The organism is Brevibacterium gallinarum, assembly GCF_014836885.1.
GTDB classification, from domain to species: domain Bacteria; phylum Actinomycetota; class Actinomycetes; order Actinomycetales; family Brevibacteriaceae; genus Brevibacterium; species Brevibacterium gallinarum.
Window position 1 is genome coordinate 108,170 of sequence record NZ_JACSPY010000007.1, and the last position, 13,115, is coordinate 121,284.

The following is a 13,115-nucleotide window of genomic DNA, read 5'->3' on the forward strand; positions in this document are numbered from 1 at the left end:
GCCCCCGCTTTTCTGGGGGGGCCGCTTCTCCTCTATATAAGGGGTCTCTGTCGATGAGGTCCGTGGATGCTCGGGGGCTCAGGGTTTGCGGCGCAGCGTGCGCAGCATGCGACCTGGCCACATCGGCCCGCCGTAGATGAGCCCGGAGTACACCTGGACGAGGTCGGCGCCGGCGCCGAGCCGGGCAGCAGCATCCCGGGCATCGGCGATCCCGCCGACGGCGATGACGGTGAGCTGGTCCCCGGCGTGGGCGCGGACGAGCCGCAGCACCTCGAAGGCGCGTTCGGCCAGCGGCTCACCGGAGATCCCGCCGGCCTCGGATTCGGCGAAGGCCCGGTCGTCACCGGTGAGGACGCTGCGGTCGATCGTCGTGTTCGTTGTGATGAGCCCGTCGACGCCGGTGCGCAGGGCGAGATCGGCGATGGCGAGGACATCCTCGTCGGCGAGGTCCGGGGCGATCTTGATGAGCAGCGGCACGTGACCGAGGCTCGAGCGCGGAGTCTCGACCGCCTCGGCGGCGGCATCACGGACGGCAGAGATGATCGGCTCGAGCGCCTCAGCGGACTGCAGGTCGCGCAGGCCGGGGGTGTTCGGTGAGCTAACGTTGATGACGAGGTAGTCGGCCAGCGGGGCCAGCTGGGCCGCTGACTGCCGGTAGTCCTCAGCGGCATCGGCGGCCTCGACGACCTTGGTCTTGCCGATGTTGACGCCGATGATCGGACGCTGATCCTCCGGCAGCTTGGCGATGTCCTCGCGGGCGCGCAGCAGTTTGAGCCGGGCTGCGGCTGCCCCGTCGTTGTTGAAGCCCATCCGGTTGAGCACCGCATGGTGGCCCAGCAGGCGGAAGAGGCGCGGTCGCGGGTTGCCCGGCTGGCTGTGGGCGGTGACGGTGCCGATCTCGATGTGGCCGAAGCCCATCTGGGTCAGCGCCCGGATGCCGATGGCGTTCTTGTCGAAGCCGGCTGCCATTCCGAGCCGGTTGGGAAAGCGCAGACCGAGGACTTCGACAGGGTCGGAGGTGCCGCGGCTCATGACTGCGCGGCTGAGCCGGCGCAGGCCGGGCATGCGGTCGAGGGCGCGCAGGCCGGTGAAGCTGAGGTGGTGGGCGGTCTCTGCGTCGAGGCGGGTGAGCAGGGTGCGGAAGATCAGCGAATACACGCTCTCATCCTAGCGAGGCCTCCGGTCGCCGGAGTACACGTGGGAGTTCGCTGACGAATCGAAGTTCGGCAGGTGACTTTCGTCCCAGCAGCGCCTGCATTGACTACGGTAGGAGGCGGAGCAGATCCCCTGCCTGAGATTTCTGTCTATTGGAAAGGAACAGAATGACGACCGCAGAACTGACGATCGACGCCGCGGCATCCGAACCCGCCCGCAGCAAAGCCGACGTCCTGGTCATCGGTGTCGCCGCTGACGGCGATGCCGTGTCCATCCCCTCCGGTGTCGCACTGGCCGCTGGAGTCCGCAAGGAGCTCGTCGCCGCTGCCGCCGCTGTCGGCTTCACCGGCAAGGCCGGTGCGCTGGCCCGGATCCCGTCCCCCAAGGGCGTCGCCGCCGGTTCGGTGCTGCTGGCCGGCCTCGGTGACTTCGACGAGGTGGCCCTCGAATCAGAGCTCGACGCCGATGGCGCTCACGAGGCGCTGCGCCGCGCGGCAGCTGTGGCCGTGCGCTCGCTGACGAAGGGCGAATCGGTTGCTCTCGCCTTCCCGGCGCAGACTGCTGCCGCTGCCGAGGCGACGGCCACCGGTGCTGTGCTCGGCTCGTACCGCTACACCGAGTACCGTTCGAATGCCGAGGAGCACAAGCGCGTCACCTCGGTCACGGTGATCGCACCGAAGGGCTCGAAGGACGGTGTCGCACGCGGCCAGTTCCTCGGTGCGGCCACCAACCGCTGCCGTGATCTGGTCAATCAGCCGCCGCTGGACCTGTACCCGGAGACCTTCGCCAAGACGGTCACCGAACAGGCTAAGGGCCGCAAGGTCAAGGTCACCGTCATCGACGAGGCCGCTCTGGAGGCCGGCGGCTACGGCGGTCTGACCGGTGTGGGCAAGGGCTCGACCCGCGGACCGCGCCTGGTGAAGATGGAGTACAAGCCGCGCAAGGCCAAGAAGCACCTCTCGCTCGTCGGCAAGGGCATCACGTTCGACTCCGGCGGCCTGTCGCTCAAGCCGCCGCAGGCGATGGAGGAGATGAAGTGCGATATGGGCGGTGCGGCTGCGGCCGCGCAGGCCGTGCTCGCCGCTGCCGACCTGGAGCTGCCGGTGCGGGTGACCGCGTGGCTGGCCCTGGCTGAGAACATGCCCGGCGGCAACGCCCAGCGTCCCTCCGATGTCATCCGCATCTACGGCGGCAAGACCGTCGAGGTGCTCAACACCGATGCCGAGGGCCGTCTCGTGCTCGCCGACGCCCTCGTCGCCGCGCAGGAGGAGAAGCCGGACCTCCTCATCGACATCGCGACGCTCACCGGCGCGCAGGTCATCGCGCTCGGCAGCCGCGTCTCGGGTGTCATGGGCACCAACGGCGCACGCAACCGCGTCGTGCTCGCCTCGGAGGTCACCGGAGAGTCGATGTGGCCGATGCCGTTCCCCGAGGAGATCCGTTCGCACTTCGATTCGACGGTCGCTGACCTGAAGAACACCGGCAAGCGCGAAGGCGGCATGCTCGCCGCCGGCGTGTTCCTCAACGAGTTCGTCGAGAAGGACCAGCAGTGGGCCCACATCGACATCGCAGGCCCGGCGTTCAACAGTGAGAGCCCGTGGGGCTACACGGCCAAGGGCGGCACCGGTGTCCCGGTCCGCACCCTGGTCGAGGTCGCCGAGCAGCTCGACCGCAGCTGACGGCAGCTCACCTGAGTCAGGGGCGCCGCCGCCACCCGGCGGCTGCGCCCCTGACCATGTGCCCAACCAGCCCCCGCCTCGGGCCCGGAATCCAAATGAGACAGACGTGAGCAGGGTTACGGGAGTCCAGGGGCGGACGGTTACGACATTTCCGGGAAATAGTGGAAAGATGGAGACAAGTGCCGTGACCCGGCAGTTCATCCATTCAACGAGGAGCAACCTGTGAGCGAATCGGACAATACCTATGACCTCGTCATTCTGGGTGGTGGCACGGGCGGCTACGCTGCCGCGCTGCGCGCTTCCCAGCTTGATATGCGCGTCGCACTCATCGAACGCGACAAGGTGGGCGGCACCTGCCTCCACCGTGGATGCATCCCGACCAAGGCCCTGCTGCACGCCGCCGAGGTGGCGGATTCAGCACGCGAGGCCGCGTCCTTCGGCATCAATGTCGAGCTGCAGGGCGTCGACATGGCCAAGGTCCTGGAATTCAAAGACGGCATCATCGACCGCAACTACAAGGGTCTGCAGGGACTCGTCAAGGCGCGTGGCATCGACTACATCGCCGGTGAGGGCAAGCTGACCGGCAAGGACACCGTCGAAGTCTCCACCGATGACGGCTCGATGACCGTGACCGGCAAGCACATCGTGCTCGCGACCGGTTCGACGTCGAAGACCATCGGCATCGAGATCGGCGGCCGCGTCATGACCTCCGAGCAGGCGCTGCAGTACGACGAGGTGCCCGAGTCGGCGATCGTGCTCGGCGGCGGCGTCATCGGCGTCGAGTTCGCCAGCGTCTGGGCCTCGATGGGTTCGAAGGTCCACATCGTCGAAGGTCTGCCGAACCTGGTCGCCAATGAGGACGCGACGATCTCGAAGAACCTCGAGCGCGCTTTCAAGAAGCGCAAGATCAAGTTCACCGTCGGCACGATGTTCAAGAGCGTCGAGCAGGACGACGACGGCGTGCACGTCACCCTCGAAGACGGCACCGTGCTCGACGCCTCCGTGCTGCTCGTGGCCGTCGGCCGCGGCCCGGTCACCGAAGGCTTCGGCTTCGAGGACCAGGGCATCGAAATGGACCGCGGCTTCGTGCTGACCGATGAGCGCCAGCACACCGGCGTCGGCTCGATCTACGCCGTCGGCGACATCGTCCCCGGCCTGCAGCTGGCCCACCGCTCGTTCGCCCAGGGCATCTTCGTCGCCGAGGAGATCGCAGGACTCGATCCGGCCCCGGTCGTCGAATCCGGCATCCCGCGCGTGACCTACTGCGAGCCGGAGATCTTCTCCGTCGGCCTGACCCAGAAGCAGGCTGAGGAGAAGCACGGTGAGGACAAGATCAAGACGATCGAGTACAACCTCGCCGGCAACGGCAAGTCGACGATCCTCAAGACCACCGGTCTGATCAAGCTCGTCAGCCTCGAAGACGGACCCGTCCTCGGCGTGCACGGCATCGGCGCGCGCCTGAGCGAGCAGGCCGGCGAAGCGCAGCTCATCGTCAACTGGGAGGCCTTCCCCGAAGAGGTCGCCGAACTCATCCACGCCCACCCGACCCAGAATGAGGCGATCGGCGAAGCCGCCCTGGCTCTGTCCGGCAAGCCCCTTCATTTCCACAGCTAAGAGCGAGGGAGACCAAACGTTATGTCCAATAAAGTGCAGATGCCGGCTCTCGGTGAATCGGTCACCGAGGGCACAGTCACCCGCTGGCTGAAGGAAGTCGGCGAGGAGGTCGAGGTCGACGAGCCCTTGCTCGAGGTCTCGACCGACAAGGTCGACACCGAGATCCCGAGCCCGTACGCCGGGACCCTGCAGGAGATCCTCGCCGACGAAGACGATGTCGTCGAAGTCGGCGGCGACCTGGCTGTCATCGGCGATGGTGACGGCGACTCCTCTGACGACTCCTCCGATGAGGACGCCGACAGCGATGACGCAGACGAGTCCGATGACTCGGCCGAGGATCAGGCTGACGACGACTCCGCTGATGAGGAATCGGCCGACGAGGCTGATGACAGCGACTCGGACGACGCGGATGACTCCGACGACTCCGCTTCTGATTCCGACGATTCGGATGACAGCGATGAGAAGCCGAAGAAGTCCTCGGGCGGTTCCGGTGACTCCACTGAGGTGAAGATGCCGGCACTCGGCGAATCGGTCACCGAAGGCACCGTCACCCGCTGGCTCAAGGAGGTCGGCGACGAGGTCGAGGTCGACGAGCCGCTGTTCGAAGTCTCCACCGACAAGGTCGACACCGAGGTGCCCTCCCCTGTGGCCGGCACCGTGCAGAAGCTCATGGCAGATGAGGACGATGTCGTCGAGGTCGGCGATGTCGTGGCCCTCATCGGCTCCGGCGATGCACCGGCTGACGACTCGGACGATGCAGATGACTCCGACGACTCGGACGAGGCGGAGACCACCGACCGCAAGACCGAGCAGGCCGATGACGTCTCCGAGGAGGACACCGACGACGACGTCAAGGAGGAGTCCGAAGAGGACGACGAGTCCGATGACTCCGAGGTCAAGGACAAGGAGTCCGACGCCAAGGCAGCCAAGGACGAGGCTGAGAAGTCGGACAAGTCCGAGAAGAAGGCTGAGAAGAAGTCCGAGAAGTCGGAGAAGTCCGACGAGGACGCTGCCGCTGAGGCGCAGAAGGCCGCAGCCGAGCAGGCCGCCGGTGAAGAGGCCAAGCAGTCGATCTCCTCGACTGTCGCCCACGGTTCGGCGTACGTCACCCCGCTGGTGCGTCGCCTGGCCAAGAACAAGGGCGTGGATCTCTCCAAGGTCACCGGCACCGGCGTCGGCGGACGCATCCGCAAGCAGGATGTGCTCTCGGCAGCCGAGAACGCCGGCGGATCGAAGTCCGGCGGTGCCCCGGCACCGGCAGCCGGCAAGCCGGCTGTCACCGATGACCGCGAGCCGTTCGTCGTCGAGATCCCCGAAGAGGTCAAGCAGCTGCGCGGCACCACGCAGAAGGCCTCCCGGATCCGCCAGACGATCGCCACCCGGATGCGCGAGTCGCTGCAGAACTCTGCACAGCTCACGCAGGTCATCGAGGTCGACATGACCCGTGTGGGGCAGCTGCGCAAGGCCTACAAGGACCAGTTCCAGCAGACCCACGGCGTGAAGCTGACCTACCTGCCGTTCTTCGCCAAGGCCATTGTCGAAGCACTCCAGGTCCACCCGAAGGTCAACGCCACCTACGATGTCGAAGCCAAGGAGATCACCTACTTCGACCACGAGAACCTGGCTGTTGCCGTCGACACCGAGCGGGGCCTCCTCGTTCCGGTCGTCAAGGACGCCGGCGACCTCTCGATCGCAGGTCTGGCCAAGGCCATCGACGATGTCGCTGAGCGCACCCGCACGGCCAAGATCGGCCCGGATGAGCTCTCCGGCGGCACTTTCACGGTCACGAACATCGGCAGCGTCGGCGCGCTGTTCGACACCCCGATCCTGAATACCCCGCAGATGGGCATTCTGGGCACCGGTGTCATCACGCGCCGCCCGGTCGTCGTCGAGACCGCTGACGGCGGCGAGTCGATTGCGATCCGCGACATGGTCTACCTGCCGCTGACGTACAACCACGAGCTCGTCGACGGTGCGGATGCAGGACGCTTCCTGCAGACCATCAAGGCGCGCCTCGAGGACGCGAACTTCGTCGCCGACCTCGAACTGTGATCCGGTCCGTCAGCTGAGCCTCACCGCCGGCTGACGTACGGGACACCGACCACTGCGGGTGGGATGCTCCGGCATCCCACCCGCAGTGTCGTCTCAGCTCTGTTCGATCGCGTCATAGACCTTCCAGCTGCCGTCCTCGCGGCGCAGCTCGACGCGCATGTCCACGCTGCCGTAGTCGTGGTCGGTGCCGTCGGGTTCGCTCACCTGCGTGCGGGTCGCGACGTCGAGCGACGCCCGGTCGGTTCCCTGCTGCGTGACCTGGGCCGATTCGATGTCGATGCTGATTTCGCTGCCTTCGAACGCCTCAACGTCGGCTGCGCCATCGGCTGCTGCTGCCGGTGAGCCTGCGACCGTGAGCTCCGCCAGAGCGGCGGCATCGCCGAGGTGGTAGGCCTGCTCGCGTCTGCGGGTGAGTGCGGCGAACGCATCCTTGGGGTCCTCCGGTCCCGAGGCGGTGGGCGCCGAGGAATCGTCGCTCGCCTGCGCACTGGGTGGGCTGTGGCCGGCGCTGACCGGGGTCGTCTCCTTCTCGCCGGGATCGATGAGCCCGGTGAGCACCGCGATCCCCGACAGACTCAGGACCAGCGCCGCGGCAGCGCCGATGAGCGTCGTGCGGCTGACCGGCAGGCGCGGGAGCCGGAGCGCCCTCGAACCGGTGTCTCGTTCCTGCCGCGCGAGCCGCTTCTGCTGCCGGTTGTGCCTCGTGGCTGCAGTGCGCTGAGTGGAGTCCTTCCTGCGCACGCGGTCGCGTCCGCTGTGCCCGGCGGCGGCGCGCAGCCGGCCGATCCCGCTGCCTGTGGTCTTGTCTTCGACCCGGTGAGCCCTCTCTTCACGCTGGCCGCCAGAGGTGTGCTCGCGGCTGCGCTCATAGCGGCGAGTGAGCGCCGAGGCCACACTGGCGTCGACGCGCAGCTGGGCGGTCACTGCCTCGGACACCGATACTTCCGCCTCGACGGGGACGAAGGGGATCTGCTCCGGTTCCCCGCTGGCCGCAAGCGTCGAGAGCAGCTCCGGGCCGAGCTCCGGAGCACTGCCGGGTTCGGCTTCGAGCAGCTCGATGATGATGCCGGCCAAGGGCTGTGGCACAGCTGGGGTGAGGTCCGGCACCGGCACCCCGTGCTCCTCCCACGTCAGACCGGTCAGGCACAGATAGGCCAGCTGCCCGAACTCCACCGCCTCACTCGACACTGACTCAACCGGCACCGTATAACCGGGCACGAGGTGAATGGCACCGGCATCATCAACGCCGAAGGCGCTGCGATGGCAGCGCAGCCGGCCGGAACTCGGTGCAGGGGCGGCACACAGCGCCTCCAGGCAGGCAGCGAGCACCGCCAGCGTCTGCCCGAGGGTCAGCCCGGCATAGCTGCGCAGCGCATCGACGAGCAGGCCGCCGTGGAAGCGGGGCACGATGAGCCCGCTGCCGTCTGCCTGCCGCGGCTGGCCGAGCACATGGGCCGGCTGCCCATCGACTGAGGCGACGTCACCTGCACAGGGGCCCTCCGCCTCGGGAACGGCGGCAGGATCGCAGCTCACCGGCCCGCCAGTGAGCTCAGCGGCGCCGATTCCCGGCCACCGGTGCGTGATATCGGCCACATCGCCCTCGGGCAGGAACCAGGCGGTGCGCTGCCCTGTGCTGATGCGGCGGATCCCCGGTGCCACCTCGGCGACGGTGTGCCACGTCTGCTCGGCCATGTCCCTCCTGTCTGTGCTCGTGCTGATGGGCTGTGCGGCAAGGCTACGTCTGGGCTGGACGCCGTTTCCATGGGCTTTTAGGATCTGTGGATAACCGCCGGCGGCGGATGCGGACGGCTTTGCCCGCTCGGAGCGTGCGGCATAGGGTGAGTGCATGTCATTCACAGTGGAATGCCTCGGGTATGCACCCGACTATGTCGACTACCGCAGCGCCTGGGATCTCCAGCAGCGCTATCACGCCGACGTCATCGCCGGCACGCGCGAGTCCACCCTCCTGTTCCTGGAGCACTCCCCCGTCTACACCGCCGGCAAGCGCACCGAAGACCATGAGCGCCCCGTCGACGGCACGGAGGTCATCGACGTCGACCGCGGCGGCAAGATCACCTGGCACGGACCCGGCCAGCTCGTCGTCTACCTCATCTACCGGCTCAACGACGCCAAAGACGTCAAGCTCTTCGTCGACCAGATCGAAGACGCCCTCATCGACGTGTGCGCCTCCCTGGGCATCGAGACGATGAAGGTCGACGGCCGCTCCGGCGTGTGGCTGGCCGCCACCGACACACTGCCCGAGCGCAAGATCGGCGCGATCGGCATCCGCATCCACGAAGGCGTGACGATGCACGGACTGGCCCTCAACTGCTCGAACGACAACGCCGGCTTCGACTCGATCGTGCCCTGCGGCATCGCCGATGCCGGAGTCACGAGCCTGAGTGCTGAGACCGGCCGCACCATCACCCCCGCCGACGTCGCTCCGGCTGTCGAAGCGGCGCTCGCCAGGCACATCAGCGCCTGAGACAATTGAAGCCCCGGCACCAGCCGCGCCGGCCGGCGCACCTGCACGAGGCACGACCACCGACGAGAAGGACCCACAGTGACGATTGCTCCTGAAGGACGCAAGATGCTGCGTGTCGAAGCACGCAACGCCCAGACGCCGATCGAGAAGAAGCCGGCCTGGATCAAGGCGAAGGCCAATATCGGCCCGGAGTTCACCGAACTCAAGTCCCTGGTGCGCTCCTCGAAGCTCAACACGGTCTGCGAGGAGGCCGGCTGCCCGAACATCTTCGAATGCTGGGAGGACCGCGAGGCGACCTTCCTCATCGGCGGTGAGCAGTGCACCCGCCGGTGTGACTTCTGCCAGATCGACACCGGCAAGCCGGCCGACTTCGACGCCGACGAACCGCGCCGTGTGGCCGAATCGGTCGCGACGATGGGTCTGCGCTACTCGACGATCACCGGTGTCGCCCGCGACGACCTCGACGACGGCGGCGCCTGGCTGTACGCCGAGACCGTGCGCCTCATCCACGCCATCGAGCATGAGGACGGCCACCAGACCGGCGTCGAACTGCTCATCCCCGACTTCGACTCCAACGACGACCAGCTCGCCGAGGTGTTCTCCTCCCGGCCCGAGGTGCTGGCCCACAATGTCGAGACCGTCCCGCGGATCTTCAAGCGGATCAGGCCCGGCTTCCGCTACGAGCGGTCCCTGTCGGTCATCACGAAGGCCCGCGATGCCGGCCTGGTGACGAAGTCGAACCTCATCCTCGGCATGGGTGAGACCAACGACGAGGTCATCGAGGCGATGCAGGACCTCTACGATGCCGGCACCGACCTGCTCACCATCACCCAGTACCTGCGCCCATCGCCCCGGCATCATCCGATCGAGCGCTGGGTCAAGCCGCAGGACTTCGTCGAGCTGCGCGATGCCGGTGAGGAGATCGGCTTCGCCGGTGTCATGAGCGGTCCGCTCGTGCGCTCGTCCTACCGGGCCGGCCGGCTGTGGGCGCAGGCGATGCGCCGCCGCGGTGAGGAGATCCCCGCCCACCTGCTGCACCTCGACCGGGAGATGCCGGCCAAGCAGGAGGCGCAGGCGGTCGTGAATACCTTCGGACCCGGCGAAGAGGTACAATTCTAGGTTGTCCGCCCAGCACGGCTGGGGCGTCATCCGCCACACCAATGAAAGCTGATTGAGCACAGGAATGTCAGAAGAGAAGCCACGCCGCTTTTTCAAGCGCAAGCCGAAGGATCCGAGCAAGCCGGGCCGCATCGCGCAGATGCGCCAGGTTGTGCAGCTGTCGAAGAAGCACAACCCCGCCACCGTCTGGCTCATGCTCGCCGCGATCGTCGGCCTCACCGCCCTGGGTGTCGGGGTGGGCTTCCTCTTCGGCCCGATCTGGCTGTGGACGATCCTGGGCCTCATGCTCGGCATCTTCCTGGCCCTGTTCATGCTCGGCCGCTTCGCTGAGACTGCCGCGTTCAAGGAGATGGAGGGCCAGCCCGGTGCGATCGGTGCGGTGCTCAACACCTGCCGGCGCGGCTGGCTCATGGATGAGCAGCCCGTCGACGTCGACCCGCGCAGCCGCGACCTCGTCTTCCGCTCCACCGGCAAGGCCGGCGTGGTGCTCATGAGCGAAGGCCCCAAGGGCCGGGTCGAGAAGCTGCTGGCCAAGCAGAAGAAGCGCCACGAGCGCGTGCTGCCCAATGTGCCGATCTACACGCTGCAGGGCGGCGACCAGGACGGCCAGATCCCGATGAGCAAGATCGTGCGCACCGTCCACCGGCTGCCGCGCAAGCTGAACAAGGCCGAGATCCTCGCCGTGCGCAACCGGCTGACCGCGCTCGGCTCGGTGACGAAGAACCCGCCGATCCCCAAGGGCATCGACCCGATAAAGGCCCGGCCGAACCACCGCGCGATGCGCGGACGGTAAGCAACTAGACGAAGCGGCAGGCAGTGCATGTGCACTGCCTGCCGCTTTCGCATGCCCAGGCGAGAACCGCCTCGGGAACGGAAGATCAGCTGCGCACGACGGCGGTGCGGGCGGCGATGTCGTGGAAGCCGCGCCGGTCGGCATCGAAGATGACGGCTGGGATGACGAGCATGAGCAGCAAGGTGCGGATGAAGCCCGAGGCGATGCCCGGGGTTGCGCCATCGAGACGGATGACGCGGATGCCGAAGATCTTCTGCCCGACTGTTGTGCCCAGCAGCGAGACGAGCACGAGGTATTCGACGAAGAAGATCGCGAGGATCGCGAGATTGCTGCCCTCGAAGAGCCAGAACGCGATCCCCAGGCACATGAGGTAGTCAAGCCACAGAGCCAGCAGGCGGCGCCAGATCGGCGCGATCGATCCCGGCCCGGTCTCAGGCAGGCCGAGCCGGCTGCCCGGCCAGCTGCTGCCGGTGCTCGCGGCGGTGGGTCCGTTGAGCCATGAGCCGAAGTCATCTCGCTGAATCACGCCCTCAAGTGTAGCCGCCGGCACCCGGGCACGGCGCACCGGCAGAGGGTGATGCAGCACTCGCAGACGTGGCCGAAAACGGCGTGGCACCTGTTCTGGCGAGGGTGTGGGGTGAATTAGGATGGAGAACACACCACAGGGCCACGCCCGAGTCGTGGCCCGCGACTTCCAGGAGTGATCTTGTTCAATACCCCGGCAGAGCTAGTCGCCTACATGAAGGAAAACGACGTCGACTTCGTCGACATCCGGTTCTGTGACCTTCCCGGTGTGGTGCAGCACTTCAACCTCCCGGCCTCGGCCTACGGCGAGGAGGAGCTGGAAGAGGGTCTGCTGTTCGACGGGTCGTCGATCCGCGGGTTCACCTCGATCCACGAGTCGGACATGAAGCTCATCGCCGACGTCACCAGCGCCTACATCGACCCGTTCCGGATGGCCAAGACGATGGTCATCACGCACTCGATCGTCGATCCGTTCACCGACGAGCCGTTCTCCCGCGACCCCCGCCAGGTCGCGGCCAAGGCCGAGGCGTACCTCAAGTCGACCGGCATCGCCGACACCGTGTTCTTCGGTGCGGAGGCTGAGTTCTACCTCTTCGACTCGATCCAGTACCAGAACCACCCGGGCAACAGCTTCTTCAAGATCGACTCGGTCGAGGCCGCCTGGCGCTCCGGTGCCGAGGAGGGCGGCAACAACCTCGGCTACAAGACCCCGTTCAAGGGCGGGTACTTCCCGGTCTCCCCGCAGGATCACTTCGCCGATGTGCGCGATGCGATCTCGCTGACGCTGGCCGAGATCGGCTTCGAGGTCGAGCGTGCCCACCACGAGGTCGGCACCGCCGGCCAGCAGGAGATCAACTACAAGTTCGACTCGCTGAAGAAGGCCGGCGACCAGCTGCTGGACTTCAAGTACGTCGTCAAGAACGTCGCCTGGGACTTCGACAAGTCGGTGACCTTCATGCCCAAGCCGCTGTTCGATGACAACGGCTCGGGCATGCACTGCCACCAGTCGCTGTGGAAGGACGGCGAGCCGCTGTTCTACGACGAGAACGGCTACGCCGGCCTGTCGGATGTCGCGCGCTGGTACATCGGCGGGCTCATCGAGCACGCCGGTGCGGTGCTGGCGTTCACGAACCCGACGATCAACTCCTACCGCCGTCTCGTCAAGGGCTACGAGGCACCGATCAACCTCGTGTACTCCTCGGGCAACCGCTCGGCGGCCATCCGCATCCCGGTCACCGGCACCTCGCCGAAGGCCAAGCGCCTGGAGTTCCGTGCACCGGACCCATCAGCCAACCCGTACCTGGCGTTCTCGGCCCAGCTCATGGCAGGCCTCGACGGCATCCGCAACCGCATCGAGCCGCCGGAGCCGATCGACAAGGACCTCTACGAGCTGCCGCCGGAGGAGCTCGAGGACATCAAGCTCGTGCCCGGCACGCTCGAAGAGTCCCTGGCCGCGCTCGAGGAGGACCACGACTTCCTCACCGAAGGCGATGTCTTCACCGAGGACCTCATCGAGACCTGGATCCAGTACAAGCGCGAGAACGAGCTCGACGTCGCGCGTCTGCGCCCGACCCCGACCGAGTTCGAGCTGTACTACTCGATCTGATCGGCACACCTCGACCTGACCGGCTCGCCGCCGGGTCAGAGGTTCAGCACCGCAGGCGGTCTCCCCCACCGGGAGGCCGCCTGCGGT

10 protein-coding genes are annotated in these 13,115 nt (G+C 66.9%); 7 read left to right on the forward strand and 3 right to left on the reverse strand.

Features of this window, described 5'->3' with window-relative positions; all coding sequences use genetic code 11:
* Nucleotides 1-78: 78 nt before the first annotated feature.
* The gene (locus tag H9634_RS08700; RefSeq protein ID WP_191726298.1) at nt 79-1,158 is read right to left on the reverse strand and encodes a quinone-dependent dihydroorotate dehydrogenase; all 1,080 of its coding nucleotides are present in this window, start codon (nt 1,156-1,158) and stop codon (nt 79-81) included.
* Between the two features lie 164 nt (nt 1,159-1,322).
* Between H9634_RS08700 and H9634_RS08705 the strand changes: the two genes are divergently transcribed.
* The 3 genes from H9634_RS08705 (at nt 1,323) to sucB (ending at nt 6,500) form a co-directional block, all read left to right on the forward strand.
* The gene (locus tag H9634_RS08705) at nt 1,323-2,834 is read left to right on the forward strand and encodes a leucyl aminopeptidase (protein ID WP_191726299.1); all 1,512 of its coding nucleotides are present in this window, start codon (nt 1,323-1,325) and stop codon (nt 2,832-2,834) included.
* 222 nt (nt 2,835-3,056) lie between these two features.
* Complete coding sequence (lpdA, locus tag H9634_RS08710; protein WP_191726300.1) at nt 3,057-4,448, forward strand: dihydrolipoyl dehydrogenase; 1,392 nt, start codon at nt 3,057-3,059, stop codon at nt 4,446-4,448.
* Nucleotides 4,449-4,469: 21 nt separating this feature from the next.
* A complete protein-coding gene (gene sucB / locus H9634_RS08715) occupies nt 4,470-6,500 on the forward strand; it encodes a 2-oxoglutarate dehydrogenase, E2 component, dihydrolipoamide succinyltransferase (protein ID WP_191726301.1) in 2,031 nt (676 codons plus the stop codon).
* Between the two features lie 93 nt (nt 6,501-6,593).
* Here the strand turns inward: sucB and H9634_RS08720 are convergent, their stop codons facing one another.
* Complete coding sequence (locus tag H9634_RS08720; RefSeq protein ID WP_191726302.1) at nt 6,594-8,192, reverse strand: hypothetical protein; 1,599 nt, start codon at nt 8,190-8,192, stop codon at nt 6,594-6,596.
* A 154-nt stretch (nt 8,193-8,346) separates the two neighbouring features.
* Between H9634_RS08720 and lipB the strand changes: the two genes are divergently transcribed.
* From lipB to H9634_RS08735, 3 genes are all read left to right on the forward strand, one after another.
* Nucleotides 8,347-8,985, forward strand: a complete 639-nt coding sequence (lipB, locus tag H9634_RS08725) for a lipoyl(octanoyl) transferase LipB (RefSeq protein ID WP_191726303.1) — start codon at nt 8,347-8,349, stop codon at nt 8,983-8,985.
* 78 nt (nt 8,986-9,063) lie between these two features.
* A complete protein-coding gene (gene lipA, locus H9634_RS08730; RefSeq protein WP_165882994.1) occupies nt 9,064-10,104 on the forward strand; it encodes a lipoyl synthase in 1,041 nt (346 codons plus the stop codon).
* A 64-nt stretch (nt 10,105-10,168) separates the two neighbouring features.
* A complete protein-coding gene (locus H9634_RS08735) occupies nt 10,169-10,897 on the forward strand; it encodes a DUF4191 domain-containing protein (protein WP_191726304.1) in 729 nt (242 codons plus the stop codon).
* A gap of 85 nt (nt 10,898-10,982) precedes the next feature.
* Here the strand turns inward: H9634_RS08735 and H9634_RS14890 are convergent, their stop codons facing one another.
* Nucleotides 10,983-11,423, reverse strand: coding sequence for an RDD family protein (locus H9634_RS14890; protein WP_191726305.1), 441 nt, complete (start codon nt 11,421-11,423; stop codon nt 10,983-10,985).
* Nucleotides 11,424-11,603: 180 nt separating this feature from the next.
* Here H9634_RS14890 and glnA point away from each other — a divergent pair, with 180 nt between their 5' ends.
* Nucleotides 11,604-13,028 (forward strand): type I glutamate--ammonia ligase, encoded by a 1,425-nt coding sequence (glnA, locus tag H9634_RS08745; protein WP_191726306.1) that lies wholly within the window; start codon nt 11,604-11,606, stop codon nt 13,026-13,028.
* Nucleotides 13,029-13,115: the final 87 nt, after the last annotated feature.

Bases quoted from the DNA above. Each gene is read 5' to 3' on its own strand.
- H9634_RS08705 (WP_191726299.1), top strand. From the start codon at position 1,323: ATGACGACCGCAGAACTGACGATCGACGCCGCGGCATCCGAACCCGCC.
- sucB (WP_191726301.1), top strand. From the start codon at position 4,470: ATGTCCAATAAAGTGCAGATGCCGGCTCTCGGTGAATCGGTCACCGAG.
- H9634_RS08720 (WP_191726302.1), bottom strand. From the start codon at position 8,192: ATGGCCGAGCAGACGTGGCACACCGTCGCCGAGGTGGCACCGGGGATC.
- lipB (WP_191726303.1), top strand. From the start codon at position 8,347: ATGTCATTCACAGTGGAATGCCTCGGGTATGCACCCGACTATGTCGAC.
- H9634_RS08735 (WP_191726304.1), top strand. From the start codon at position 10,169: ATGTCAGAAGAGAAGCCACGCCGCTTTTTCAAGCGCAAGCCGAAGGAT.